Here is a 25827-nt window from a genome sequence, read left to right on the forward strand (position 1 = left end):
TCCGATGTAGGAGGTGCGGGGATGTTCACCAACGTAAATTAAGTTCTCTTAACAGTAAAGAGTGTTAAGGATTCTTTAGGGATCTTTTGGCTGGTGAGAGCGCTCCCCGGCGGTCCCCGGCCGTCCCCGGCCGTCCCCGGCCGTCCCGGCCGTCCCGGCCGAGATCTTGGCGAGTTTGGGTCGGAATGCGGGCGCAACTCTCCAAGATCTGCGCGGAGAGAGAGCTGCGCGGAGAGAGAGCTGCGCGGAGAGAGAGCTGCGCGGAGGGAGAGCTGCGCGGAGGGAGAGCTGCGCGGAGGGAGAGCTGGGCGGGAAGGGAGAGCTGGGCGGAGTGGTCAGCCGACGAGGCGGTGTTCCCAGGCCCAGGCGGCGATCTCGACGCGGTTCCGGGTGCCGAGTTTTGCGTGCACGCTGCCCAGGTGGGTCTTCACGGTGCCGACCGAGATGAAGAGCTCGGTGGCGATCTCCGCGTTGGTGGCGCCGCGCGCGGTCAGGCGGACCACGTCCAGCTCGCGCGGGGAGAGGCCGCTGTCGTCGGCCGGCCGGGCCGGGGTGGCGAGGTGCTTGAGCAGGCGGACGGTGACCGACGGGCTGATCAGGGCGTCGCCGGAGACGGCGGCCCGGACCGCCTCGACGAGGAGCGCCGGCCCGGAGTCCTTCAGCAGGAAGCCGGCGGCGCCGTTGCGCAGTGCCGCGTGGACGTACTCGTCGAGGTCGAACGTGGTCACCACGACGATCTTCACGGGGTCCGGCACGCCCGGCCCGGCCAGGAGTCTCAGGGCCTGGAGGCCGTCCATCTTCGGCATCCGGATGTCGAAGAGCGCGACGTCCGGCCGGAGCCGCCGGGCGGCCGCGACCGCCTCCACGCCGTCGGACGCCTCGCCGACGACCTCCATGTCCGGCTGCGCGCCGATGATCATGCCGAAGCCGGTGCGGACCATGGCCTGGTCGTCGGCGATGAGCACGCGGATCACGAATCACTCCCGTTCAGTGGCAACGCGGCGTCGACCACCCAGCCGCCGTCGACCCCGGGGCCGGCCGTGATCTGCCCGCCGACCGCGCGGACCCGCTCGGTCAGCCCGGCAAGACCGTACCCCGGACGATCACGCGGGCCGGCCGGACGGGGCGGAGGGCCGTCGTTCGCCACCCGCAGGAGCAACTGATGATCGGTACGCCGCAGCCACACGTCCACGGCGGTGGCCTGCCGCGCGTGCTGCCGGGCGTTGGTGAGCGCCTCCATCACCACCCGGTACGCCGAGGTGGACACCTCCACCGGGAGGCCGGACCCGTCGTCGTCCCCGGTGTCCAGCCGGACCGGCAGGTCACCGGCCGCGGCGAACTGCTCCACCAGGGCCGGGAGGTCGCCGACCCCGGCGACCGGCGCGAGCGGGGCGTCCGGCTCCGACGAGGGGTCGCGCAGCACGCCGACCATCCGCCGCATCGACGCCATCGTCTCGGCGCCGGCCTGCTCGATCTGTTCCAGGGCGAGCAGCACCCGCTGCGGGTCCTGCTCGGCGACGAACCGGGCGCCCTGGGCCTGCACGACGATCCCGGTGACGTGGTGGGCGATGAAATCGTGCAGGTCGCGCGCGAACTCGGCACGCTGCTCGACCCGTACCGAATCGAGGGCCCGCCGCCGATTCCCCTCCATGGTCCGCAGCGTGACGCCGGCGCCGATGGCGCCGGCGATGCCGAGCGCCTGGATCAGGCCGAAGGTGACGTAGATGCTGCTCTGCCCGACGCGCAGCGGCATCGTCCCGGCGGCCAGGCCGATCGCGGCGCAGGCGACCACCGCCCAGGCGGGCGGCGCGTGCCGGGCCACCACGGCGGCCACCCCGAGGAACGCGGCCGCCTCGGCCAGCCCCCACACGCCGCCGAGCGTCTGCCGGGAGAGCAGCAGCAGGGTGAACGTCAGGGAGAGCCCGGCCACCACGATCGCCGCGATCGGCAGCGCGCGCGAGCCGTGCCGGTGCCGGGGCAGCCACACGGCGGCCACCGCCACCGCGATCGCCACCTGGGCCGGCGCGTAGGACCCGTTGATCCCGCCGCTGTTGAGGTCGATGAGGCCGAGCAGCGCGAGCACGCCGAGGGCGGCGACCTGACCGGCACGGAGGAAGAACGTGGTGAGCATCGTGACCCAGCGTAAGCGCTGGGCGGGGTGCCCCCATCGGCCGAAAGGCAGACCCGGCACCGCGCCGAACCCGGTCCGCGGGCCGATGTGCCCGCCGAACGTATCGATCAAGCTGCTCGGCATGCAGATGAAGCTGGTAGAACACACGGCGGTCGCGGCCGTGGACCTCGTGAAGGTGTACGGGTCCGGCGACACCGCCGTCCGCGCGCTCGACGGCGTCACGGTGGGCTTCGACCGGGGCCGCTTCACCGCGATCATGGGACCGTCCGGGTCCGGCAAGTCGACGCTCATGCACTGCCTCGCCGGGCTGGACACCGCCACCTCCGGGCAGGTGATGCTCGGCGAGACCGACCTGACCCGCCAGCCGGACCGGGTGCTGACCCGGGCCCGCCGCGAGCGGATCGGCTTCGTCTTCCAGTCGTTCAACCTGTTGCCGCAGCTCACCGCGCAGGCCAACATCACGCTGCCGCTGGACCTGGCCGGCCACGCGCCCGACCCGGAGCTGTTCGACCGGCTCGTCACGACGCTCGGGCTGGCCGGCCGGCTCACCCACCGGCCGAGCGAGCTCTCCGGCGGCCAGCAGCAGCGGGTCGCCCTGGCCCGGGCGCTGGTGTCCCGCCCCGAGGTGGTCTTCGCCGACGAGCCGACCGGCAACCTGGACTCCCGGTCCGGGGCGGAGGTGCTGCGGCTGCTCCGCGACTCGGTGCGCGACCTGGGCCAGACCATCGTGATGGTCACCCACGATCCGGGGGCTGCCGCGTACGCCGACCGGGTCGTGCTCCTGGCCGACGGCCGGCTCGCCGGGGAGATCGACCGGCCGGACACCGCCTCGGTGACCGACGCCCTGCAGGCCCTGGCGGCCGGCCGATGAGGGCGCTCCTGCGCACCCAGCTCGCCGGGGTGGCCCGCCGTCCGGCGCGGATGCTGCTGACCGGCCTGGCCGTGCTGGTCGCGTCGTTCGTGGTCTACGCGACCGTGCTGGCCCAGCAGATCACCGAGCGCAGCGTGCTGAACGGCCTGGCCGGCACCCCGGAGGCGGTGGACCTGGTGGTCCGCGGCGGCACGCTCGACGCCGGCACGCTGGCGAGGATCAGCGGGCTGCCGGGCGTGGCGGAGGCGACCGGCCGCGCCGAGGCCGGCCTCGAGGTGGGCGGTTTCGAGGTGGGCGGCGATTATCTCGGCCTGATCGCCGATCCCGGCGCCGGTCCGCTCAGTGTGGTCACGCTGACCGAGGGCAGGCTGCCCGACGGTCCCGGCCGGATCGCGGTGACGCCGCGGACCGTCGAGCGTCTCGGGCTCACCGTCGGCGCGAAGGTCTCCGCGGACGCGGGCACCGGCAAGGCGGTGCCACTCGAGGTGGTCGGCGTGGTCACCCCGCGTGACGATTTCGGCTTTCAGGGGTACGCCCCGGCGGCCACCGTGGCGGCCCTCACCGGCGACGACGGCCTCGAGCAGATCGACCTGCGGCTGGACGGCGGTGCCGATGCCGGCGTGGTCGGCGACGAGATCGCGAAGCTGGTGGCCGGGGGAGCGGAGCAGCCGGAGGTGGTCACCGGGGCCGACGTCCGGCTGGACGAGGCCCAGCAGGCGGCCGGCGAGGTGACCCAGGTGTTCGCCGTGGTCGGCGCGTTCGTGGCGGTCGCCGTGATCGCGGCCGGGCTGATCGCGGCGTCCACCTTCCGGATCGTCTTCGCCCAGCGGCTGCGCCAGCTCGCCCTGCTCCGCGCGGTCGGCGCCGGCCGGTCCGCGCTGGCCCGGGCGCTCGCCGCCGAGGGGGTGCTGACCGGCCTGGTCGCCGGCGTCACCGGGGTGGTCGCGGCGCTCGCGGTCTGCCACGCCGTACCGCCGATCCTGGGCGCTCTCGGCTGGAAGGTCGCGTCGCCGGGCTTCCCGCTGCCCGCCGCCCTCGGGACCGTGGCCCTGGCCGTACTGATCACCCTGGTCGCCGTCCTCGCCCCGGCGCTCTCGGCGGCCCGGGTCGCGCCGCTCGAGGCGCTGCGCAGCGCCGCCACCACCGGCGCGAAACCCGGCATCGGCCTCCCGCGCTGGCTCACCGGCCTCGCGTTCGTGCTGCTCGCGGCCGGGGTGGCCGGCTACGTCGCGGTGAACCTGCCCGGGCCCGACCCGCAGGAGTACGACCCGAAGCCCCTGCTGCTCGGCGTGATCGTCTCCGGCGGCCTGGCGTTCGTGGCCCTGATCGCGCTCGGCCCGGCCCTGGTCCGCCCGGTCCTCGCGGTCACCGGCTGGCCGCTGCGCCGGCTCGGCCCGGTCGGCCGGCTCGCCGTCGGCGGGGTCGGCGGCAGCACCCGGCGGGCCGCCGCCGTCTCCGTCGTGGTGGCGCTCGGCGTCACGCTGATCGCCGGGGTGCTGGTCGGCGGCGCGTCCATCCGGATGCTCGCCGACCGGGAACTGGCCTCGTCCGCGCCGGCCGACTTCGAGCTCCGGAGCGCCGGGGGCGGGCCGCTGCCGGCCGCGGTCGCCGACCGGGCCCGGGCCGGCGCCGACCTGACCCGGGTGACGCCGTACCGGCGGATCGACGCCGTCAAGGTCGGCGGCCTCGAGGACGTCGCCGCCACCGACCTGTCGCTCGCGGCGCTGCCCCGGCTCGCGGCCCTCGACACCGCGAGCGGCTCGGCCGGGGACCTGAAGGCGGGCTCGGTCGTCCTCGGCCGCTTCGTCGCCGACCTGGCCGGGCTCACCACCGGCGACACCGCGACGGTCACGGCCGGCGGGCGCGAGGTGAGGCTCACGGTGGTGGCGGTCCTCGCCGACATGGCGCCGCTGCACAGCGGCCTCGTCGTCGACCCGGCCGACCTCACGGCGCTCGGCGCCCCGGCCGGCGCGAGCGGCGTCCTCGCCGACGCGGCCCGCGAGGGCGAGGACGGGCGCACGGCCGGGCTCCGGGCGCTCCGGCAGGCCTCCGCCGGCCAGCCCGAGCTGCGGGTCACCGTGCTCGCCGACCAGCGCGACCAGATGAACACGGCGCTCACCGTGCTGCTCGCCGTCGCGCTCGTGCTGATCGGGCTCACCGTGCTCATCGCGATCGTAGGGGTCGGCGCCACCACGGCGCTCTCGGTGGTGGAACGCGTCCGGGAATCCGGCCTGCTCCGCGCGGTCGGGATGTCCCGCGGCGGGCTGCGGGCGATGCTCACGACCGAATCCGCCCTGTACGGAGTGATCGGGGCCGCTCTCGGGATCGTGCTCGGTATCCCGTACGCATGGCTCGCGGTCCTGGCGACCGGCGTGAATGCGCCGCTCGCCCTGCCGGTGTGGCAATTGGCCGCGGTCTTCCTGGCCCTGGTGGGACTGACCGCCCTGGCCGGAGTGCTGCCGGCCCGGCGTGCCGCGCGGGTGAGCCCGGTGAACGCGCTCGGCACCGAATAGCCGACGGGTGACCGTCCGTTCACAGATAACGATCCCTCGATCCGGGGACGCCTGCGAGCGGACGGTCCGGTAGCGTTCACGCCCGCATGATCTTCACTGATCTTCACTGATCGTCACTGGGGAGCGGGAGACCGGGTTTGATGAATCGACGGCTGGCTATCGGGGTGGGCGCTGCGGCAGCGGTGCTGGCGGCCGGCGGGGGAGTGGCGGTGCTGGCCTGGCCGGACAGCGCCGAGCCGGCCTTCGTGGCGGAGGCGGTCACCGTCCTCCCGCCCGATCCGGCGGCGGCTCCCCCGGAGATCGAGACCGACCTGAGCACCGTCGACATCGCGGCGCAGTCCGGCGGTGGCGACGTCGACGTCCCGGAACGCGAGACGAAGCGGTTCAGCCTGCTCGGCGTCACCTGGTCCGACCCGGCCGCCGCGCCGGCCGGCACCATCCAGGTCAAGACCCGCAGCGTGGCCGGCACCTGGAGCGGCTGGCAGGACCTCGAACGCTCGGACATCGGCCCGGACGGCGCCGAGGCGGCGGACAGCGGGCGGCGCGGCGGCACCGAACCGCTCTGGGTCGGCCCGTCGGACGGCGTCGCGGCCCGGATCGCCGGCGGTGCGACCGGACTTCCGGCCGGCCTGCGCCTCGACCTGATCGACCCGGGCACGAAGAGCGGCGGCCAGGGCGGTGGTGAGCCGGTCGTGGATCCGTCCGCGTCCACCGACCCGGCGCCCTCGGCGGCGCCCTCCTCATCGTCGCCCTCGCCGGCGCCGTCCTCGTCGTCGCCCTCGCCGGCCGCCTCCAGCAGCTCACCCTCTCCGGCGGCGTCGCCCTCGAAGACCACCGCCTCGCCGGCTCCGGCTTCGGCTCCGGTGCGGTCCGCCACCCCGGCCAAGACCACGACGGCCGCGCCCGTGCCGACCTCGACGGTCCCGGTCAAGGCGCAGTTCCCGTCCTACGTGAACCGGGCCGGCTGGAGCGCCGACGAGCGCATCGTGAAGTCGATCGACGTCGGCACCGAGGTCAAGGCCCTGTGGGTGCACCACACCGCGACCACCAACGACTACTCCTGCGCGGAGTCGGCGGCGATCGTGCGGAGCATCCAGACCTACCACGTGAAGAGCAACGGCTGGTCCGACATCGGGTACAACTACCTGCTGGACAAGTGCGGCAAGCTCTTCGAGGGCCGCAAGGGCGGCGTCGAGACCCCGGTCGTCGGCGCGCACACCCAGGGCTTCAACACCAACTACGCGGCCATCGCGGTGATCGGCAACTTCGAGACGGCCGCCTCGAACGGCACCATCGAGAAGGTCGTCGGCCAGGTCGCCGCGGCCCGGCTCGGCAAGTACGGCTACAACCCGACCAGCAGCGTCACGGTCACGGCCGGCTCGACGAACGGCAAGTACAAGGCCGGCGCGAAGGTCACCCTGCAGCGCGTCTCCGGCCACCGGGACGCCGACGCGACCGCCTGCCCCGGCAAGAACCTCTACGCGCGGCTCGCCGCGATCCGGGCCCTCTCGGTCGAGCAGATCACCGGGCTCGCCCTGAAGCCGGTCACCGGCGGCGGCAAGTCCGGCAGCACCTACTACGTCAAGAAGACCGCGGGCCTGTCCTGGTCGACCACCACGGCGACCGCCAAGATCGCCCGCTTCGAGATCTACGTCGACGGCAGGAAGGTCAGCAGCGTCGCGAACTCGGCACGCTCGGCGTCGGTCGGCCTGGCCGCCGGCAAGCACAGCGTCGTGGTCCGCGGCGTACACGTCTCCGGCAGCACCGCCCAGGCCGGCGCCACCGTGGTCGGCGACGTGACCGCGCCGGCCTGGACCGCCGGGATGGCGGTCAACCTGCGGACCGGCACCTACAGCACCACCTCGGTGCCGGTGACGCTGACCCTGTCGGCGAAGGACAACGCGGCGTTCGCCGGGTTCACCGTGAGCAAGCCTCGGGCGGCCACCCTCGGCGCGTCCACGAAGAGCTGGAACGTCAGCGTGAAGCCGGGCACCACGGCCTACACCGTCACCGCCCGGGACGTGGCCGGCAACACCAAGGCCGCCGCGATCAAGCGCAAGGTGTCGCTCACCGCGGAGACCTCGGCGAAGAAGACCGGCGCGTGGACGACCGTGAAGAAGTCGTCGCACCTGAGCGGCAAGGCGCTCTCCGCCTCGGCCAAGGGCCGGAAGCTGACCTGGACGTTCACCGGCCGCACCGCCGCGCTGGTCTTCGCGAGGACGCCGAAGTCCGGCAAGGTCGCCGTCTGGGTGGACGGCAAGAAGGTCTCCACGCTGGACCTGAAGGCCGGCTCGAACCAGTACCGCCAGGCCGTCTGGACGCGCAACCTGTCCAACGGCAAGCACAAGATCATGATCGAGGTGCTGGGCACGAAGGGCCGCCCGACCGTCATCTCCGACGGCCTGGTCTACGGCAACTAGCCCTCCGCCCCGCCGCCGCCCCCGCCCCGCCCGGCCTGGCCTTCGCCCTCCGGCCCCCGCACCCTCCCGCGATCTTGTGAAGTGCCGCAGGACCGGTCCTGCAGAACTCCACAAGATCGGGAGGTGGTGGTGGGTGGCTGGCCGGCCCGATCTTGAACCTCTGGCCCCCTTTTCCGCGATCTTGTGAAGTGTTGCGGGAGTGGTGCTGCAGGGCTTCACAAGATCGGGGAGTGGTGGGGGTGAGTGGTCGGCCCGATCTTGGACCTCCGGCCCCCTTTTCCGCGATCTTGTGAAGTGTTGCGGGAGTGGTGCTGCAGGGCTTCACAAGATCGGGAGGGAGGGCGGGCGGGAGCAGGGCGGCGGGAATGGGCGGCTGGGGTCAGGCCGCCTTTCGGGGATTCGTGCGGCGTTCGGTGCCGGTGTGGTCCACCGACGGGGGCAGGGTGAACCAGAACGTCGCGCCCTTGCCCTCGGAGCTCTCCGCCCAGATCTCCCCGCCGTGCCGCTCCACCGCCCGGTTCACCGTGGTGAGCCCGATGCCGGTGCCCGGGAAGTCGCGGGCGTCGTGCAGCCGGGCGAACGGCCGGAACAGCTGCCCGGCCTGCTCGGCGGGGAAGCCGGCGCCGTTGTCGCGGACGTAGAACTTCTCGTCCTGCCAGCCCACCTCGACGACCGGGTTGTCGACCTTGCGGCTGAACTTCACCGCGTTGTTGATCAGGTTTTCCAGGATGACCCGGACCAGGCCCTCGTCGGCGTCCGCGGTCATCCCCTCGACCACGATGTACTCCACGGTGCGGTCCGGGTCGCGGGCCGCCACGTCGCTGATCACCTGACGCGCCGTGGTGGTCATGTCGAAGATCTCCCGGCGCAGCTCGCCCCGGCTGGCCCGGGCCAGGATCAGCAGCGACTCGACGAGGTCGGCCATCCGCATGGCGGCCGCGTGGATTCGGCTGAGCCGCTGCCGGGTCTGCTCGCCGAGCGGCTCGCCGTCCTCCTCGTCCATGATGTGCTCGGCGAAGCTGCTGATCACCTGGAGGGGGCCGCGCAGGTCGTGCGAGACCGAGCCGGAGAACGCCTCCAACTCGCGGTTGCGCCACTCCAGCTCCTCGACGAGCGCGGCCCGGGTCTCGGCGAGCTGCCGGGCCGCCCGCTCCTCGGCGGCGTCGAGTTCCCGGCGCATCAGCTCCTCGCGGATCCGCCGGGCCTCGTCGTGTGACTGCTTGCGGCGGATCTGCGCCCGTACGTGGACCCGCAGCCCCTCCGGGATGTCGATCCGCCGCACGTAGTCGTCGGCCCCGGCCGCGAGGCAGTCGAGCATGGCGTGCTCGTCGCCGGTCACGATGAGGGGCAGCTCGCCGATCTGCGGCACCTCCCGGATGGTCCGGCAGGCGGCCCGGGCGCGTTCCAGGTCGTCGTCGAAGCCGACCACGATGCAGTCCGACGGCTGCTCGGCCAGCATCTCCAGGGCCTCGTCGACGTTGATCGAGGCGACCGTGTCGTACCCCTCGGGTCGCAACGCCTCGGACCAGACCTGGCGGTCCTCGTCGTTCCCGCTGATGATCAGCACCTTGCCGGGACCGTGCAGGCTGCTGAGCGACTCGATCGGCAGCTGTTCGGCGCTCTGCCGCAGCACCGCCGCCAGCTTCGCCAGCACCACGGCGAGGTCCTGCTGCTTGCGGACGAACGCGTCGGCGCCCGCCTCCAGCATCTGCATCTCGGTGGCGTAGTCGTCGGCCGCCGTCATGAGGATGCACGGGGTGTCCCGCAGCGCCGGGTCGAGGCGGATCCGGCGGATCACCGTGGCGCCGTCGATGCCGGGCATCACGCCGTCCACGATCACCGCCTGCGGCCGGCGGTCGGCCGCCATCCGCAGGCCCTCCTCGCCGCTGGCCGCCGTGAGCACCGCGTACCCCTCGGGTTCGAGCAGCTCGCGCAGCTCCTCCCGGAAGGTCATGCTGTCGTCGATGACGAGCACGCTGGCCCGGTCGGCGGCCTGCGGGGTGCCGTCGCCGAGCAGCTGGCGGGTGCGGGCCACCACGTAGCCGGCGTCGTAGGGCTTGCCGACGTACTCGTCGGCGCCGGTCCGCAGGCCGGCCAGCCGGTCGGCCACCTCGCTCTCGCTGGAGAGCAGCATGGTGACCACGCCGGCGCGGGCGCCGCGCAGCTCGGTCAACAGTTCCAGGCCGTCCGCGTCGGGCAGGATCACGTCGAGCACCGCGGCGTCGAAGGCGGCCGCCGCGAACGCGGCCCGCGCCTCCGCCCCGGTCGCGCAGAGGATCGTGGTGAACCCGTCGTCGGAGAACGCGTCGTTGAGGTCCATCCGCACGGTGAGGCTGTCGTCGACGATCAGCACGGTCGGTGTCATCGCCGGGCTCCGGCGGGTTGCAGATCACCGAGGCGGGCGGCCATCCGGGCCGGCGGCAGCACGTACGCGGCGGCACCCATCAGCGCCGCCTCCCGGGGCATGCCGTAGACGATGCAGCTCCCCTCGTCCTGGGCGAACGTGACCGCGCCCCGGTTGCGCATCTGCAGCAGCCCGGCCGCGCCGTCCCGGCCCATCCCGGTGAGCAGGCAGCCGGCCGCGGTCGCGCCGAACTCGGCCGCGACCGACTCGAAGAGCACGTCCACGGCCGGGCGGCAGGAGTGCCGCGGCGGGCCGTCGCTGAGCCGCAGCATCTTGTCCCGGACGTAGAGGTGCCGGTCCGGGGGAGCGAGCAGCACCTGGCCGCCGACCCGGCTCATCGGGGTGCCGTCGATCGCGTACCGCACGTTGCGCCCGGTCTGCCCGGCCAGCCAGTCGGAGAACGCCACGGCGAACTGCTCGCTCGCGGCGATGTGCTGGACCACCAGGACCGGGGTGGCGAAGTTCGGCGGCAGCTCCCGGATCAGCTCGGTGAGCGCGCCCGGGCCGCCGGTGGACGCGCCGACCGCGACGACGGCCAGCGCCGGCGCGGCGACCGGCACGGCGAACGGCGGCGCCGCCGCCGCCGGCGCCGGGGACGGGGCGGGGGCGGGGGAGGAGGCCCGGCCGAGCCGGGCCCGGGGATGGGTGATCACCCGGATCCGGGAGACGATCCGCAGCGTGGTGCGCAGCCGCAGGCCCCAGTCCGCGTCCGAGTCGTCGCCGCGCGGTTTCTCCAGCACGTCGACGGCGCCGGCCGCGAGGGCGTTGTACGTGCTGAACAGCTCCTGGCGGTCCGCCGACGAGACCACCAGGATCGGGGTCGGATGCTCGGCCATGATGTGCTCGGTCGCGGCCAGGCCGCTGATCCCGGGCAGCATCATGTCCATCGTGATCACGTCGGGGCGCAGCCGGGCGACCAGCTGGACGGCGTGCTCGCCGTCCACCGCCTCGCCGACCACCTGGAGGTCCGGGTCGGCCGCGAGCGCCTCCCGCAGGTGGTGCCGCATCGTGACGGAATCCTCGACGATCAAAATCCGGATCATGAGCGCACCACCAGACGACGAATGTGGGCCAGCAGCTCTTCCTGGTCGAACTCGCCCTTCACCACGTAGGCGTCGGCGCCCGCGGCCTTGCCGCGCTCCCGGTCCTCGGCACTGGCCCGCGAGCTGACCAGCACGCACGGCACGCCGGTCAGCTTCGGGTCGGCGCGGATCCGCTCGACCAGGGTGAACCCGTCGATGCCGGGCATGTCGATGTCGCTGAGCACCAGCCCGTAGCGGCCGGCCCGGGCCTTCTCCAGGCCCTCCTCGCCGGACGCGGCGAGCTGGACCTCGTACCCGGCCGACTCGAGGATGCTGCGTTCCAGCATCCGGGTGGTCAGCGAGTCGTCGACCACCAGGATCGGCAGCGGGGTGGCGGTCACCGAGGAGGCCGCCCGGGCGCCGGCGCCGTGCCCGCGCAGGACCGCCGCGGCCAGGCCCTCCGGGTCCAGCACGAGCCGGGGCCGGCCGTCCGCCTCGACCGAGACGCTGCTGATCACCGCGGAGGCCGGGGCCAGCTCCGGCAGCGGGCGGGCCACCAGGGCGGACGTGCCGCAGAGCCGGTCCACGCCGATCGCGAACGTGCCCGCCGAACAGTCCACCACGATGGCGGCGCCGGTGCCCTGGACGTCCGGCACCGCCTCGCCGGTGTAGAGGACCTCGGCGAGCGGCAGGAAGGGCGCGGCGCTCCCGTCGTACAGAATCCTCCCGCTCGAGGCGGCAGTGGCCGCCTCCGCGGCACTCAGCCTGAGGCACCCGCGCACCGCGTCGAGGGGGACCGTCGCGCTCGCGCCACCCGCCTCGACGATCAGACCGGTCATGCTGAGCAGCGTGAGCGGGATGGTCAGCTCGACCGTCGCGCCCTGCCCCGGCGTGCTGCGGACCCGCACCTCGCCGTGCAGCTGGGACGCCACCTCGCGGACCGCGTCCATCCCGATGCCGCGCCCGGACACCTCGGTGACCTGCGACGTCGTGCTGATCCCGCCGCGCATCACCAGGTCCAGCAGCTCCTGGTCCTCGGGCGGACGCGCGCCGGGACCGATCAGCCCCCGCTCCTGCGCGGTCCGCCGCAGCGCCGCCAGGTCGAAGCCGCGCCCGTCGTCGACGCAGCGGAACACCGCGTACCGGCCGCGCCGCTCCACCTCGACCCTGATCGTGCCCTCGGCCGGCTTGCCGGCGGCGAGCCGCTCCCGCTCCGGTTCGATGCCGTGCACCACGGCGTTCCGGACCACGTGCAGGAACGCGCCGCTGACCGGGCCGAGCAGGTGCGCGCCCATCCGGATGTCCGCGCCGGCCGCGGCGAACCGCACCCGGCGGCCCTCGGCGTCGGCGGCGTCGCGGACCGCCCGGCGCAGCGCCGTGAAGATCGAGCCGGCCGGCACCAGCCGCAGGCCCTCGGCCTTGGCCCGGACGTCGTCGAGTTCCCGCTCGATCTGGTCGACCGCGTCGGTGAACCGGCGGCTCGCGGTGCCGAGCTCGCCGGCGAGGCGGACCGCGGAGGCCCGGACCGTGCCCGGCTCGGCGGTCCGCAGCTGGTCGGCGAGGGTCTCGGCGGAGCGGTGCAGGCGCTCCATCGTGCCGAGGCCCTCCCGGAGCGGTGCCATCTGGGCGTTCGCCTCACCGACGGCGTCCAGGAGCTCGTCGAGATCGGACGACGAGGCGCGGGAGGGGGCGGGAGGTTCAGGCTCCGGCGGCGATTCGGACTTCTCCGAATTCTCTGGCGGTGGCGCGGAAGCAGGCGCCTCCATCAGGGCGACCTGGGACGAGATCTCGTCGTTGAGCCGGAGGAGCTCCCTCATCTCCTCCGCCGCCAGCGGCGCGTCCCCGGACCGGTGCGGAACCAGGATCTCCTCGAACGCGTGCGCGTGGTCCGCGATCTCCTTCTGCTTCACCACCCGGGCCGCGCCCTTGAGCGTGTGCGCGGCACGCAGCAGCCGCCCGACCGGCTCCGGCCCGGGACGCTGATCCAGGTCGAGGACGCCGGCGCTGATCTGGTCGACCAGCTCCCGCGCCTCGAGCCGGAAGTACCGCAGCGGATCCTTGCTCATCAGTGCTTACCGGAGCCGACGAGTTCCAGCAGATCACCGGAGAGCGCGGTGAGGTGCGCCGCGGTCGCCTTGGTCTGCACGGCGCTCGCCTCGGTCTCCCGCGACACCCGTGCCGTGTCGCCGGCCGCCACGTTGACCTGCTCCACCGCGGTGGTCTGCTGCTTCGTGGAGAGCTCGATCTCCCGGGTCGCGTCGTTGGTGGTGGCGACCAGCTTCACGATCTCCCGGAAGTTGTTCGTCGCCTCGTTGAACTGCCGGGCGCCGGAGTCCACCGCCTTCGCCCCGATCTCGGTCGCCATCACCGTGGTGTTGACGGCGCCCCGGACGTCCTCGATCAGCGCCCGGATCTCCTTGGCCGACGCCGCGGTCCGGTCCGCGAGCTTGCGGATCTCCTCGGCCACCACGGCGAACCGGCGTCCCCACTCGCCGGCGCCGCTCGCCTCGATGGTCGCGTTGATCGCCAGGATGTTGGTCTGCTCGGCCAGCTCCGACACCAGGTCGACGACGAGGCCGATCTGCTGGGACTTCTCGCCGAGCGCCAGCATGTGCTGGACGATCTGGTCCACCTGGGTACGGATCGCCGTCATCGACGCCCGGGTCTGGTCGATCGTGGCATCCCCGGCCCGGGCCGCCGACTCGGTCTCCTCGGCGATCTTCGAGACCCGCTGCGCCGACTCGGCGATCTGCCGTGACGTGATCAGCAGCTCGCTGATCGTCGTGGTGATCTCGCTCATCGCGCTGGCCTGGTCCCGGCCGCCGCTGACCTGCTGGGACGCGGCCGCCTCGAGCTGTGCCGAGGAGCTCTGGATGTGCCCGACCGCGGCGCCGACCTCGCGCTTCAGGTCCCGGCCCAGCCGCCAGGCCACCGCGATGGCGCAGGCCGTGGTGAGCACGCCCAGCACGACGATGCCCCAGGCGGCCAGGGCGGCCCGGTCCGTCGACTCCTTCCGGTCGCTCTCCACGTCGATCCGTACCCGGCCGATCAGGCTGGTGAGCTCGGTCTGGAGCTTCTCCCGCAGCGGCACCGCCTGGGTGTCGTTGGCCTTGACGATCTCCTCGATGGTGGCGCCGTTCGCCCGCTGGTTCATCACCTGCGTCACGGCCTCGGCGTGCGCCTCCTCGGCCGCCGCCACCCGGTCCAGCATGGTCCGGGTCGTGGTGTCCGGCATCGCCCCGCGCAGCGTGGCGAGCTGCTGCTGGAACCGCTGCCGGTCGGCCGCGGCCGCGTCGGCGAAGGACTGCGTCCGGTAGAGCAGGTAGCCGCGGAAGTCCGCGAGCCGGGTGTCCAGGATCCGCCCCAGGGCCTCGGCGCCGACCAGGTTCGTGGTGGCCGCCGTGATCACCCGGTCCTTCGCGTTCACCACGAACGACATCGCGATGACCGCGGTGATCACCGAGATCAGGGTGAACGCGATCGTGACGGTCACGCCGACGCCCAGTTTCCGGCCGTAGGTCTGTCCAGCCATCATGAGGCCTCCTCGGAAGTGGGCTGGTGTCCGGCCAGCTGATGTACGAGAGAGCGGGTCGCCGGCACGTCCACGATCGGCCGGTTCCCGTCCGGCAGGCGTACCAGCCCCTGCAGGTAGGCGTGCGGGCCCGCGTCGCCGATGGACCCCTCGACGACGTCGGTGATCGGCACCCGCAGGTGATGGTCGAGCTGGTGGAAGGCGAGCGCCAGCGGGGGCGTGCCGGTGGTGAGCACCAGCCAGCGCGGGCGCTCCGGGATCGGGTGGCCGAGCAGCGCGGCCAGGTCGTAGACGGGCACCACGGTCCCGGCGAACCCGGCCACCCCGAGCAGGGCGGGCACCGGGGTGGGCAGCGCCGTCACCGGCCGGTCCGGGTGCACGCCGGAGGCCTGGGAGAGGCGCAGCGCGTACGGCCGGCCGCCCACGCCGATGGCGAGCAGTTCCACGCTGTCCGCGCCGAAGGTGCGTACCGGCTCGGCGAACGAGCGGTCGAACTCGTCCCGCAGCCGGCTGACCCGGTCGGCGACGTTCGGTCTGGTCATCGGCGTACCCCGCAGGCCTCCAGTTCGGTGCGGCAGAGCGTGGTCAGCGCCAGCCGCCCGAATCCGCCGCCGAACAGCACGATCCGGTCCTCCTCCTCGCGCACCAGCAGCTCCAGGGCCGGCTGCAGGTGCGCCACGGCGCCCCGGTCGTCGCCGCGCCGCCGGGACAGCAGGCCGAGCCGCAGCCGGGGCATCGCGAACGCCGGGTCCAGGTAGGCGGCCAGCCGGTACTGCGCGACGGCCTGATCGGCGCAGTCCAGCTCGTGGCAGACGCCGAGCAGGTGGTGCGCGTCCGGGTGCGGCCCGCCCACGTCCATGAGCCGGTGCGCCGCGTCCCGCGCCTCGCCGACCCGGCCGCTCTGCGCCAGCAGCACGCCGCGCAGCAACAGCTCCCGGATCCCCTCGGGCTCGGTCAGCAGGTCGAGCGCGTCGGCGAACCGGTCGTCCCGGAAGAGGTCGAGCGCACGGGGGTAGGAGTCCCCCTTCGGGGCCGGAGCCTTCTCCACCTGCGGCCGGGCCTGAGGTGGCGGCGCGGGACGCGGGGCCGGCGTCGACCGCCGGTAGTACACCGTCCCCCCGTCGTGGCACACCTCCAGGCCCTCCGGGCTGCTGCCCAGCGAGTCGGTGTGGCCGAGGAAGAGGTAGCCGCCCTGCGCCAGCGACGACGTCAGGTTCTCGATCAGCCGGCCCGCCACGGCCGGGGTGAGGTACATCAGCAGGTTCCGGCAGAAGATCACGTCGTACCGGCCGGGCTGCCACAGGTTCGGCGCCTCGTCGGCCAGGTTGTGCTCGACGAACTGCACGGTCGATGCCACCTCGGGCACCACCCGGAACTCCGGCCCGGACTCCCGGAACCACCGCCGCCGCACGTCGTCCGGGGTCTCCCGCAGCGACCACGCCGAGTAGACGGCGCCGCGCGCCTTCTCCAGCATCCGCCGGTTCGCGTCGACGCCGGTGACCGAAACGATCCAATCGGATCCGGGCCGGGCCCGGTAGGCCTCGATCGCCAGCGAGTAGGCCTCCTCGCCGGACGAGCACGCCACCGAGATGAGCCGCAGCACCCGCTGCCCCTCCCGCTCCCGGATCCGCGCCGGGATGGCCTCCTCGCGCAGGATCCGGAACTGGTCGCCGTGCCGGAAGAAGTAGGTCTCGGTGATGCTGAGCGCGTCCGCGAGCTCGGCCGTCTCGCCGTCCCAGCCGGGCTGCGCGAGCCGGTTCAGGTATTCGCGCTCGGTCATGTCGTGCGCGGCGGCCCGCTCGGCCAGCACCGCCGACGTCTGCCCGCCGTCCTGGTCGGTCGGTGTCCACCCGAGCCGGCGCTGCAGCAGCTCCCAGAACCGGGCGAGATCGGTTCCCCGGATCATGCGGCCGCCTCCGTGCCGGCGGCCTCCCACACCTCGTCCGGCACCGCGCGCACCCCGCGCAGCAGCACCAGCGGATCCGTGCCGATCCGCCCGACGCCGGCGATCAGCGCCTTCGACACCACGCCGCTCAGCGCCGCGGCGGGCCCCTCCGCCGGCTCCACCTCGATCTCCTGCACCCCGAGCACCGGCCCGGTCGCGCACGCCACGACCCCGCGCCCGGCACGCACCGCGACGTACCGCTCCACCTCCGCGATCTCCCCGGTGAGCAGCCGCGTCACGTCCACCACCGGCGACGGCATCCCGCGCAGAATGGTCAGCCCGCGCACATAGGGCGGCGTCCCGGCGAGAGGCCGCGTCCGCAGCGGCCGCATGGTCTCCACGACCTCGTCCAGCGGGAACGCACAGAACAGCGGCCCGGCCTGAAAGACCAGAGCGATCACCCGGGCACCGACCGCTACCTCCCCCACGAGAGAAAGGCTAGCGACCAGATCGCCCGCTTTCGCGAGCTTCGCTCGCTTTGCACCCCAGGACCGCAAACCCATTTTCCGTACGAGGATGACGCCCGTCCCCGACCGCACCAGCCGACGTCCCGTGGCGCACCACACCTGCGGCCACCTCCGCCCGGCGCCCGCCACTCCCGCCCCGGCGGCCCCTCACCCTCCCACCCTCGAGTCCCCGGGCTCGCAGAGTTCCCGCACCCTCCCAATCCCGCCGCAGTCCCCGCCGGCCGGAACAGCCGTGTGCCGCAGCCGGGCTTGTTCGGCTGCGGTCCATGGTCGCGACACGCCGGCCGGAACAGCCGCGTGCTGCAGCCGGACTCGTCCGGCTGCGGGGTGACTTCCCGGGCGCGGAGGGAGCCGTGGCGTACAGCCGGTCCCGGCGCTCGGCCGCCCTCCTCGCGCCGGGACCGGTGTTCTAGGGCGCGTCGTACCCGATGGTCGCGGCGTCGTCCGGGTCGCCGGCTGATCGTTGCGGGGCCGGTCGCCAGGTGTCGCGTGCGGTACCGGCGTAGGGCATCGCCGAGTGCTCCGCCGAGGAGTGCCCGGCCTCGGCGGAGTGCGCTGGGGAATGGCCCGTGTGGTGGCCGGCCCAGGGGACGCCGCTGTAGCCGTTCGGTTCGGGGTCTTCCGGGTAGCCGTGCGCCGCCCGGCCCGCGATCGGCATGTCACCAGCCGTCCGATAGGCCGGCTCGTCCCCGGCCGGTTGATAGGCCGGCCCGTCGCCGGCCGGATGATAGGACCCGCTGAGGGCGGCCGACGGTCGATCGTGGGGGAGGCCGGAGGCGGAGGGCCGGGCGTCGGCGGCTGAGGTGAGGCGGGGGCCGTAGTACTGCGGGGGTACGGCGTCCGGTGGCGCCAGCCGGAGGTCGGGGGAGGTGTCGGTGGTGGACAGTCGCAGGCCGGGGGCGGAGAGCCCGGCGGTGTGGGAGAGCCGGGCGGTGTCGGCCGCGGAGTAGCGGAAGACCTGATCGGCAGGGTGCTGGCCTTCGTCCGCCGCCGGGATGTGCCGGGCGTGTCCGGCCGCCGGATGGTGCTGGGCATGGGGGCCGGCTGCTGCCGGCTGGGAGCCCAGGCCGGGCGCCGAAGGTTCCGAAGCCGGAAGGGAGTGGACAGCGGAGAAGGGATGTCCGGCGGGCGCGGAGAAGGCGGAAGGGGCAGCGGGCGCGGAAGGCGCGGGCGGTGCGGACAGGACTGACGGCTCGGGGGACAGGCGCAGGCCCGGCGTCTCGTGATCTGCGGGGCCGGCGGGAGCCGCGGATTCGGGCCAGCCTGCCGGCATCGGGCCCGGGGGTTCGGCGGTGGGGCGGCTCGGGGTCTGGTCGGCCGGCCAGAGGCGGGGGCGGCGTTTCGCGGCCAGGTCTTCGGCCCAGCCGAAGAGGATGACGGCCACGGCGGTCACGGCGAAGGTGATGGAGAGGGTGATCGGCGCCTCGAACTTGCCGAGGTCCTCCATGTTGACGAATTCGAGGACGGGCCAGACCGCGGCGATCGCGGCGCCGTGCCAGAGGTAGACGGTGACGGCCCGGGCGTTCAGCAGGTTCACGAGACGGTCGACGGACGGGTTCGTGACGAGCCGTTCGATCGGCGGCTGCCAGCGCAGGGCGATCAGGACGAAGGCGAGCGAGTAGACGGCCTGCGCCTCGGAGACCTCGTTCAGGTCCCAGCCGGTCTCGGCGTGCCCCTGGACCAGCCAGTACAGCCCGGTGCCGGCGAGCGCCAGGAAACCGGTGACGACCACGAACGGGTGGGTGCGGCCGAGCCGGCCGTCGCGGTGGGCGAAGCCGGCGAGCCAGCACGCGCCGTAGGTCGACAGGTCCCAGAGCGCCGACTCCACCGAGGGCGGCATGCCGAAGGAGCCGCGCTCCAGCACCACCATGAGCAGCAGCGGCAGGGCGAGCAGCGGCCACCCCACCCGCTTGAAGATCGGATAGAGCAGGGGGGAGATCAAGACCAGCCAGAGGTACGTCCGGACGTACCAGAGCGCGTCCCAGATGAAGGCGCCGGAGTCGCTGCCGGGCGGATCGCCGAGCGGCAGGACCCAGAAGACCAGGCTCGCCGGCGAGAACGGGTGCTGGCCGTCGGCCTCGGTCCGCCATCCGAAGTAGAGCATCGCCGGCACCGCGACCAGGCCGAGCAGCCACACCGGAGGCAGCAGGCGCCGCATCCGGGAGACGACGACGTCGCCGGCCGGCCGTTTGGCGAGGGAGGCCGCGGTGAGCGAGCCGGCCACCGCGAACATGACGCCCATCGCCGGGAACACGATGGACAGCAGCGGCCATCCGAAGTGGTGATAGACGATCACCCGGACGATCGCCACGGCGCGGAGGAGGTCCAGGTATCGATTTCGCACCGCGAAAAAGTAGCGGCGGCACGGGGGACCGCGGGACCGTCCGGGTGGTTGCCGATAACGCCTGAGCGGATTACCCCGATAGGCGGAATACGGGCGATTCCCAGTGCGATTGTGCGACGCGTGTGTATTGCGGGAGATGCTGTTCGCCCAGCTCACGACGTACCAAAGAAGGGTGTTGATCTTTAGGGCCCGGAAATGGCCGAGTGACCGGCCCGGGCAGGGGCCGTTGGTCAACCGGCGTGCGTGACGGAGAAGGCCGGAACGCCCTGACCGACGGGATCGACGAACTCATGCGGAAACCTCTGGTAGTGGCCTGTGTGGCCGCCGCGACGCTGGCCGCGGGTGGCGTGACCGCGACGGCGCTGGCGCAGCAGTCACCGGACGCGCCAGTCGTGCCGGACGTCCAGCTGTTCGGGGAGCGGCTGCTGCCGGATCCGGATGCCGAGGAACCGCCGGGCGTGGGTGTGCCGGCCGCCGATCCGGTCTCGCAGAGTCCCGCTCCGTCGCAGCCGGCCGCCGCGCAGTCGTCCGGCTCGCCGCCGCCCGCCGCCGTGCCGTCCTCGTCGTCGCAGGCAGCCGCGCCCGGCAGTGCCGACAGTGCGGGCAACGCGGACAGCGCCGACAGCGCGGACAGCGCCGACGCGTCCACCGGCTCCCGCCCGACAAGTCCGAAAAATGTGGATAAATCACGTGAAGCTCACCGCCCCCGCGCCGCAGCCCGGCCCGACAACCCGGCCGGTGACATCATCGCGGCGGCGCGGGACCAGGTCACCGCCCGGGACATCTCGGACAGCCCGGCCGCCCCGCTCCAGCAGCAGGTCCTCGCCCTGGTGAACCGGAACCGCCAGAACCACGGCTGCGGCTCGCTCACCGCCGACCGCCGGCTGATCGAGGCGGCCAACCGGCACGCCGCCGACATGGCGCGGAGCGGATACTTCGCCCACGAGGACCGCCGCGGGGAGCGGGCCGGCAGCCGGGTGGCCGACGCCGGGTACGAGTGGAAGCGTTACGGCGAGAACATCGCCCGTGGCCAGAAGTCGGCGTTCGAGGTGGTGACCGACTGGATGAACAGCCCGGACCACCGGGAGAACATCCTCGACTGCCGCCTCGACCAGATGGGTGTCGGATTGGCGATCGCCGGCGACGACACTCCGTACTGGGTTCAGGACTTCGCCACTCCCCGCTGATCCAGGGATTACTCCCCGAGTCTCAACCGCGCTCCCGGCGTGCCGATGGCATACCGGTTTCATGTCACGGTCCTTCCCCGGGCGTCACAGGTGGGGCGGCTGTGCTTCGATGTGCGGACGACACTCCTGGGGAGGATGCGGATTTGGCAATGAGACGTATGGCCGGCGCCGTGTTGGCGGCACTGGTCGGCGGTGGTCTCGGTGTGGTCGGGCTGTCGCCGGCGGGTGCCGTCGCGGCCGCACCGGCGGCCACCACCAAGGTGGTCACCAAGGCGGCTGCCGCGTCGTGCGCGACCGGCAAGTACCAGAAGCAGGTCGAGGGCTACCTCAAGAAACTGGGCGGGTACGGGACGGTTACGGTCGACGGCAAGCAGTCCGCCGCCGACTGTAAGGCGATCGTCAAGTTCCAGAAGCGGTTCGGCATCCAGCCGGCCAAGGGCCTGGCCGGCCCGACCACCTTCAACGTCGCCAAGCGACTGGCGTCGACGAAGACGTCGGCCTGCAAGGCGAAGAAGAAGGGCATCACGTTCTGCGTCGATCTGACCAACCAGACGACGTACGTGATGAAGAACGGGAAGGTGCACGTCAAGCCGACGATCACCCGTACCGGCATGAAGGGCTACCGGACCCCGGCCGGCACCTTCAAGATCAACAAGCGGACCAAGAAGGAGTGGTCGGACCCGTACGAGGTGTGGCTGCCGTACTGGCAGCGGTTCATCGGCGGACGTGGCTTCCACCAGACCACCACCTACATCCACGACATGTGGCGTGGCTCGCACGGTTGCGTCAACCTGCTCCCGCAGGACGCCAAGAAGTACTGGAGCCTCGGCAAGATCGGCTCCACGGTGAAGGTGTACGGACGCCGTTCCGGCACCTGATCCGGCTGTGGAGGAAAGCCGTCCCCGATCCGGGGGCGGCTTTTTTCACGCCCGGAGACATAGAGTGGCCTCTGTGTCCCGACGACCACGAATAGTGATCATCGCCGTTCTGGTGCTCCCCTTCCTGACCGCCGCCTCCTGCGACGACGAGCCGAGCGGGATCCGCGTCGGCCGGGCCACCGTCGGCACGGTCGAGGAGGTCGTCGAGGCGCCCGGCACGGTCACGGCGCGCTCGGCCGCCACGCTGACCGCGCCGGCCGCGGGGACGATCGCCGAGCTGCGGGTCTCCTCGGGCGACCGGGTCGATGAGGGCGATCTGCTGGCCGTGATCGACTCGCCGGAACTCACGCAGCGGCGGGACGCCGCCGAGGAGGCACTCGACCAGGCCGCTCCGGTGCCGGTCGCGTCGAATTACGCCGAGGTGAGTCACGGCACCGACGAGCGCGCGGGAAAGGCCTTCGCTCATGCCTCCGAGTCCGCCGGGAAGATCGGTGACCCGGAGCTGAGGAAGGCGTTCCAGCAGCAGATCGCGGCGGCCGAGGCGCAGTATCGGGAGGCCTCCGAGGCCGCTGCCGCCGCCGTGCGGTCGGTGCAGCGGGGCGTCGCGTCGCTGAGCCGGGCGGTGGGCGCGCTGAGTGCCGCGCAGCGGCTTCAGGCCGAGCAATCGTACGCCCTGGCCGACGCCGCCGTGGAGGCGTTGTCGTTGCGGGCGCCGGTGTCCGGGGTGGTGCAGTGGGGCGGACCCCGGCCGGCGGCCGGCCCGGACGTGTCCGCGCTGCTGGCCGGGGGAGCGGCCGGAGCCGGCGCCGTCCCGGCCGCGCAGGCCGGCGTCGACAGCGCCCTCCCGGTGGGCGCCTACGTCACGGCCGGCACCCCGATCCTGACCGTCGTCGACACCGGCGAGCTCGGCCTCACCGCCGACGTCGACGAGACCGATATGCTGCTGGTGAAGGCGGGCATCGCGGCCGAGGTGGAGCTCGACGCGGCTCCCGGGGTGGCGTACGCCGCGACGGTGCGCTCCTCCGACCTCCTGCCGACCACGTCGGCGCGGGGCGGCGTCTCCTACCGGGTACGCCTCGAACTGGCCCCGGCCGACCCGCGGCCACTGCCCGGCATGAGCGCGATCGTCCGGCTCACCGTCCGGCAGGCCGAGGACGTCGTGACGGTCCCCGCGTCGGCCGTGATCAGCGTCGACGGCCGGGACACCGTGTGGGCGGTCCGCGGCGGCCGGTTCGAGGCCGTCCCGGTCACCCTCGGCGTGCAGGGCGACGAGACCGTGCAGATCGCGTCCGGTGTGGAGGCCGGGGAGGCGATCGTGGTCTCCGGCGCCGACCAGGTCGAAGCGGGCGACGAGGCCCCGTGACCGCCATCGTCGCCGTCGACGTCACCCGCACCTATGAACTCGACGGCCTCGCGGTCCCGGCACTGCGCGGGGTCTCGCTCACCGTCGAGCCGGGCGACCACGTCGCGATCGTCGGCACCTCCGGCTCCGGCAAGTCGACGCTGATGCACCTGCTCGGCGGCCTGGACCGGCCCACCGCCGGCACCCTGCTGATCGGCGGCAGCGATGTCGCGAAGCTCTCCCCGAACGAGATGGCCGCCCTGCGCAACACCACGATCGGCTTCGTCTTCCAGTCGTTCCACCTGCTGTCCCGGACGACCGCCCAGGACAACGTGGGCCTGCCGCTGGTCTACCGCGGCGCCGGCCGCCGGGAGCGCCGGGCCCGGGCCGCCGCGATGCTGGAGCGGGTCGGCCTCGCCCACCGGATGACCCACCGCCCCAACCAGATGTCCGGCGGCGAGCAGCAGCGGGTGGCGATCGCGCGGGCCCTGGTCACCGGCCCGTCGGTGCTCCTCGCCGACGAGCCGACCGGCAACCTCGACTCGGCCACCGGGCAGTCGGTGCTCGCTCTCCTGGAGTCCCTCAACGCCGACGGCGTGGCGGTCGTCCTGGTCACCCACGACCGGGAGGTGGCGGCGAGGGCGCGGCGCCAGATCGTGATGAGGGACGGCCTCATCGTGCCGCCGTGAGGCTCGCCGAAGCCTGGCGCGTGGCCCTCGACGCCCTCAAGGCCAACCGCCTCCGCAGCCTCCTCACCATGCTCGGCGTTGTCATCGGCGTGGCCGCCGTGGTGGCCCTCGTCGGCATCGGCACCGGCACGAAACAGCAGATCGAGCGCCAGGTGGAGGGTCTCGGCAGCAACCTGCTGATCGTCGTACCCGGAAGGCTCGAAGCCGGCGCCGCACCCACCTCCTCGCCCCTCACGCTGGACGACGTGGAGGCGGTCACCCGGGTGGTCGGCGATCGATCGCGGGTGGCCGTCACGATCAGTTCGGGCGAGACGGTCCGGGCCGGCCGGAACAGCGCGTTCGCGAGCATGCAGGGAGTTCTCGAGACGACCCCGGATGTCTTCGTACGCCGCCTCGACCGTGGCTCCTACCTCACGCGAACGGACGTGGCGACCGGCCGGCGGGTCGCGGTGCTCGGCGCCGGGCTGGCCCGGAACCTGTTCGGCGAGCGCGACCCGATCGGCCGGCAGATCACCATCGGCGGTGTGCGGTTCCGGGTGATCGGCACGTTCGAGCAGCTCGGGCAGAGCCTCGGCGTGGACCGGGACGGCGAGGTGCACGTGCCGGTCACCGCGGCGCAGCGCCTCCTCGGCACGGCCCGCATCGACGGCCTCGCGATCCGCGCTCCGGACCGGGAGCGGATCGGCGAGCTCAGCGCGTCCGTCGTCGCGGTGCTCCAGAAGAACCACCCGGACACCGACTTCTCGGCGGTCACCCAGGAGCAGATCCTCGGCGTGCTCGGCGACATCCTGGGCGTGCTGACCGGGGTGCTCGCCGCGATCGCCGGGATCAGCCTGCTGGTCGGCGGCGTCGGCGTCTCGAACATCATGCTGGTGTCGGTGCGCGAGCGGACGAAGGAGATCGGCCTGCGCAAGGCGGTCGGCGCGCGCCCCCGCGACATCAGCGTGCAGTTCCTCCTCGAGGCGGTGCTGCTCACCACGACCGGCGGGGTGCTCGGCATGCTGCTCGGCGGCTCGGCCGCGCTGCTCGTCGACCGGCTCAGCCCGGTGCCGGCCGCACTGACCTGGTGGTCGATGGCGCTGGCGTTCGGGGTGTCGGCGGTCGTCGGGATCGTCTTCGGCGTGGTACCGGCACAGCGGGCCGGCCGCCTCGACCCGGTGGTGGCCTTGCGCACTGAGTAGCGACAAGCGCCACCCCCGAACACCAGGATGACGAACCATGCTCCAGGTCCTCGCCGCCATCGTCTCGGTCCAGCTCGGCAGCGCGGTCGCCCGCACCCTCTTCGACGATCTGGGCGCGGCCGGCGTCACCTTCCTGCGCCTCGCGATCGCGGCCGTCGTGTTCGCCCTGATCGCACGGCCGCGCCTGCGGACGTGGTCGAAGCCGGCCTGGAAGGCGGCGGTCCTGCTCGGCGTCGTCATGGCCGGGATGAACCTGATCTTCTACATGGCGCTGCGGACCGTGCCGCTCGGCCTCGCCGTGACCGTGGAGTTCCTCGGCCCGCTGCTGCTCGCCGTGGTGCAGTCCCGGCGCGTGGCCGAGTTCCTGTGGGCGCTGCTGGCCGGCGGCGGCGTGATCCTCCTCGGTCTCGACGCGACGTCGGGCGCACCGGTCGAGGGTCTCCTGCTGGCCTTCCTGGCCGGGCTGTGCTGGGCCGGGTACATCGTCTTCAGCGCCCGTCTCGGCGCCATCGTCCCCGGCACGGGCGGCCTCGCCGTGGCGCTCACCGTCGCGGCCGTAGTCGTGGCGCCCTTCGGTGCCGTACAGATAACTAAAATCCCGGAAAATCCGGCACTCCTGCTCGGCGCGACGGCCGTGGCCCTGCTCTCCTCCGTCATCTCCTACGGCCTCGAGATCAACGCCCTGCGCACCATCCCGACCCGGGTCTTCGGAATCCTGATGAGCCTCGAACCCGCCGCCGCGGCGATCGCCGGACTGATCGTTCTCGGCCAGAGGCTCGGGCGCATCGAAATCCTGGCCCTGGTCCTCGTGACCGTCGCGAGCCTCGGCGCGACGTTGGGCAGGCGAGCGGCTCAGGTCGCGCCCGCGCACGCCGAAAAATGAGGCGGAACCCCGAGGGAG

At 73.1% G+C, this 25827-nt stretch carries 19 protein-coding genes; 9 read left to right on the forward strand and 10 right to left on the reverse strand.

Annotated elements, in window-relative coordinates:
- Positions 1 to 335: 335 nt before the first annotated feature.
- Complete coding sequence (locus AB0G10_RS29075; RefSeq protein ID WP_360928507.1) at positions 336 to 974, reverse strand: response regulator transcription factor; 639 nt, start codon at positions 972 to 974, stop codon at positions 336 to 338.
- Positions 971 to 2254, reverse strand: coding sequence for a histidine kinase (locus AB0G10_RS29080; protein WP_360928510.1), 1284 nt, complete (start codon positions 2252 to 2254; stop codon positions 971 to 973). The genes AB0G10_RS29075 and AB0G10_RS29080 overlap by 4 nt, the downstream gene beginning before the upstream one ends.
- Between AB0G10_RS29080 and AB0G10_RS29085 the strand changes: the two genes are divergently transcribed.
- The 3 genes from AB0G10_RS29085 (at position 2253) to AB0G10_RS29095 (ending at position 7935) form a co-directional block, all read left to right on the forward strand.
- A complete protein-coding gene (locus AB0G10_RS29085; protein WP_360928513.1) occupies positions 2253 to 3002 on the forward strand; it encodes an ABC transporter ATP-binding protein in 750 nt (249 codons plus the stop codon). The two genes, AB0G10_RS29080 and AB0G10_RS29085, sit on opposite strands and share 2 nt — an antisense overlap.
- Positions 2999 to 5515: an ABC transporter permease gene (locus AB0G10_RS29090; protein ID WP_360928516.1), complete on the forward strand. Its 2517-nt coding sequence runs from the start codon at positions 2999 to 3001 to the stop codon at positions 5513 to 5515. Before AB0G10_RS29085 ends, AB0G10_RS29090 begins: the two co-directional genes overlap by 4 nt.
- 140 nt (positions 5516 to 5655) lie before the next feature.
- Positions 5656 to 7935 (forward strand): N-acetylmuramoyl-L-alanine amidase, encoded by a 2280-nt coding sequence (locus AB0G10_RS29095; RefSeq protein WP_360928519.1) that lies wholly within the window; start codon positions 5656 to 5658, stop codon positions 7933 to 7935.
- A gap of 379 nt (positions 7936 to 8314) precedes the next feature.
- On the opposite strand, the gene AB0G10_RS29100 is transcribed toward AB0G10_RS29095, so the two are convergent.
- The 8 genes from AB0G10_RS29100 to AB0G10_RS29135 form a co-directional block, all read right to left on the reverse strand.
- Positions 8315 to 10300 carry a response regulator gene (locus AB0G10_RS29100; protein ID WP_360928522.1) on the reverse strand — a complete coding sequence of 662 codons (1986 nt, stop codon included), beginning with the start codon at positions 10298 to 10300 and terminating at the stop codon, positions 8315 to 8317.
- Positions 10297 to 11382 carry a chemotaxis-specific protein-glutamate methyltransferase CheB gene (cheB, locus tag AB0G10_RS29105; RefSeq protein WP_360928525.1) on the reverse strand — a complete coding sequence of 362 codons (1086 nt, stop codon included), beginning with the start codon at positions 11380 to 11382 and terminating at the stop codon, positions 10297 to 10299. Before cheB ends, AB0G10_RS29100 begins: the two co-directional genes overlap by 4 nt.
- Positions 11379 to 13427, reverse strand: coding sequence for a response regulator (locus AB0G10_RS29110; protein ID WP_360928528.1), 2049 nt, complete (start codon positions 13425 to 13427; stop codon positions 11379 to 11381). The genes cheB and AB0G10_RS29110 overlap by 4 nt, the downstream gene beginning before the upstream one ends.
- Positions 13427 to 14896, reverse strand: coding sequence for a methyl-accepting chemotaxis protein (locus AB0G10_RS29115; RefSeq protein ID WP_360928531.1), 1470 nt, complete (start codon positions 14894 to 14896; stop codon positions 13427 to 13429). The genes AB0G10_RS29110 and AB0G10_RS29115 overlap by 1 nt, the downstream gene beginning before the upstream one ends.
- On the reverse strand, positions 14893 to 15435 hold the full coding sequence (locus AB0G10_RS29120; protein WP_360928534.1) for a chemotaxis protein CheW: 543 nt from the start codon (positions 15433 to 15435) through the stop codon (positions 14893 to 14895). Before AB0G10_RS29120 ends, AB0G10_RS29115 begins: the two co-directional genes overlap by 4 nt.
- Positions 15432 to 16799, reverse strand: coding sequence for a protein-glutamate O-methyltransferase CheR (locus tag AB0G10_RS29125; protein ID WP_360928537.1), 1368 nt, complete (start codon positions 16797 to 16799; stop codon positions 15432 to 15434). Before AB0G10_RS29125 ends, AB0G10_RS29120 begins: the two co-directional genes overlap by 4 nt.
- Positions 16796 to 17266 carry a chemotaxis protein CheW gene (locus tag AB0G10_RS29130; RefSeq protein WP_360928540.1) on the reverse strand — a complete coding sequence of 157 codons (471 nt, stop codon included), beginning with the start codon at positions 17264 to 17266 and terminating at the stop codon, positions 16796 to 16798. The genes AB0G10_RS29125 and AB0G10_RS29130 overlap by 4 nt, the downstream gene beginning before the upstream one ends.
- A 448-nt stretch (positions 17267 to 17714) precedes the next feature.
- Complete coding sequence (locus AB0G10_RS29135; protein ID WP_360928543.1) at positions 17715 to 19649, reverse strand: acyltransferase family protein; 1935 nt, start codon at positions 19647 to 19649, stop codon at positions 17715 to 17717.
- 239 nt (positions 19650 to 19888) lie between these two features.
- On the opposite strand from AB0G10_RS29135, the gene AB0G10_RS29140 reads away from it, so the two are divergent.
- From AB0G10_RS29140 to AB0G10_RS29165, 6 genes are all read left to right on the forward strand, one after another.
- Entirely contained in the window at positions 19889 to 20836 is a 948-nt protein-coding gene (locus AB0G10_RS29140; protein WP_360928546.1) for a CAP domain-containing protein, read from the forward strand.
- Between the two features lie 149 nt (positions 20837 to 20985).
- Positions 20986 to 21714, forward strand: coding sequence for a L,D-transpeptidase family protein (locus AB0G10_RS29145; RefSeq protein ID WP_360928549.1), 729 nt, complete (start codon positions 20986 to 20988; stop codon positions 21712 to 21714).
- 73 nt (positions 21715 to 21787) lie between these two features.
- Entirely contained in the window at positions 21788 to 23077 is a 1290-nt protein-coding gene (locus AB0G10_RS29150) for an efflux RND transporter periplasmic adaptor subunit (protein ID WP_360928552.1), read from the forward strand.
- On the forward strand, positions 23074 to 23745 hold the full coding sequence (locus AB0G10_RS29155; RefSeq protein WP_360928555.1) for an ABC transporter ATP-binding protein: 672 nt from the start codon (positions 23074 to 23076) through the stop codon (positions 23743 to 23745). Before AB0G10_RS29150 ends, AB0G10_RS29155 begins: the two co-directional genes overlap by 4 nt.
- A complete protein-coding gene (locus AB0G10_RS29160) occupies positions 23742 to 24926 on the forward strand; it encodes an ABC transporter permease (RefSeq protein ID WP_360928558.1) in 1185 nt (394 codons plus the stop codon). Before AB0G10_RS29155 ends, AB0G10_RS29160 begins: the two co-directional genes overlap by 4 nt.
- Positions 24927 to 24963: 37 nt before the next feature.
- Positions 24964 to 25809 (forward strand): EamA family transporter, encoded by an 846-nt coding sequence (locus AB0G10_RS29165; protein WP_360928561.1) that lies wholly within the window; start codon positions 24964 to 24966, stop codon positions 25807 to 25809.
- The last annotated feature ends 18 nt before the right edge of the window (positions 25810 to 25827 follow it).

The organism is Actinoplanes sp. NPDC023714 (genome assembly GCF_040639855.1).
Classification (GTDB): Bacteria; Actinomycetota; Actinomycetes; order Mycobacteriales; family Micromonosporaceae; genus Actinoplanes.

What these genes read in the sequence shown, in the direction of transcription:
- AB0G10_RS29145 (WP_360928549.1), top strand. Translation starts at nt 20,986, where the DNA reads ATGAGACGTATGGCCGGCGCCGTGTTGGCGGCACTGGTCGGCGGTGGT.
- AB0G10_RS29120 (WP_360928534.1), bottom strand. Translation starts at nt 15,435, where the DNA reads ATGACCAGACCGAACGTCGCCGACCGGGTCAGCCGGCTGCGGGACGAG.
- cheB (WP_360928525.1), bottom strand. Translation starts at nt 11,382, where the DNA reads ATGATCCGGATTTTGATCGTCGAGGATTCCGTCACGATGCGGCACCAC.
- AB0G10_RS29090 (WP_360928516.1), top strand. Translation starts at nt 2,999, where the DNA reads ATGAGGGCGCTCCTGCGCACCCAGCTCGCCGGGGTGGCCCGCCGTCCG.
- AB0G10_RS29110 (WP_360928528.1), bottom strand. Translation starts at nt 13,427, where the DNA reads ATGAGCAAGGATCCGCTGCGGTACTTCCGGCTCGAGGCGCGGGAGCTG.
- AB0G10_RS29080 (WP_360928510.1), bottom strand. Translation starts at nt 2,254, where the DNA reads ATGCCGAGCAGCTTGATCGATACGTTCGGCGGGCACATCGGCCCGCGG.
- AB0G10_RS29100 (WP_360928522.1), bottom strand. Translation starts at nt 10,300, where the DNA reads ATGACACCGACCGTGCTGATCGTCGACGACAGCCTCACCGTGCGGATG.
- AB0G10_RS29165 (WP_360928561.1), top strand. Translation starts at nt 24,964, where the DNA reads ATGCTCCAGGTCCTCGCCGCCATCGTCTCGGTCCAGCTCGGCAGCGCG.
- AB0G10_RS29085 (WP_360928513.1), top strand. Translation starts at nt 2,253, where the DNA reads ATGCAGATGAAGCTGGTAGAACACACGGCGGTCGCGGCCGTGGACCTC.
- AB0G10_RS29125 (WP_360928537.1), bottom strand. Translation starts at nt 16,799, where the DNA reads ATGATCCGGGGAACCGATCTCGCCCGGTTCTGGGAGCTGCTGCAGCGC.
- AB0G10_RS29095 (WP_360928519.1), top strand. Translation starts at nt 5,656, where the DNA reads ATGAATCGACGGCTGGCTATCGGGGTGGGCGCTGCGGCAGCGGTGCTG.
- AB0G10_RS29115 (WP_360928531.1), bottom strand. Translation starts at nt 14,896, where the DNA reads ATGATGGCTGGACAGACCTACGGCCGGAAACTGGGCGTCGGCGTGACC.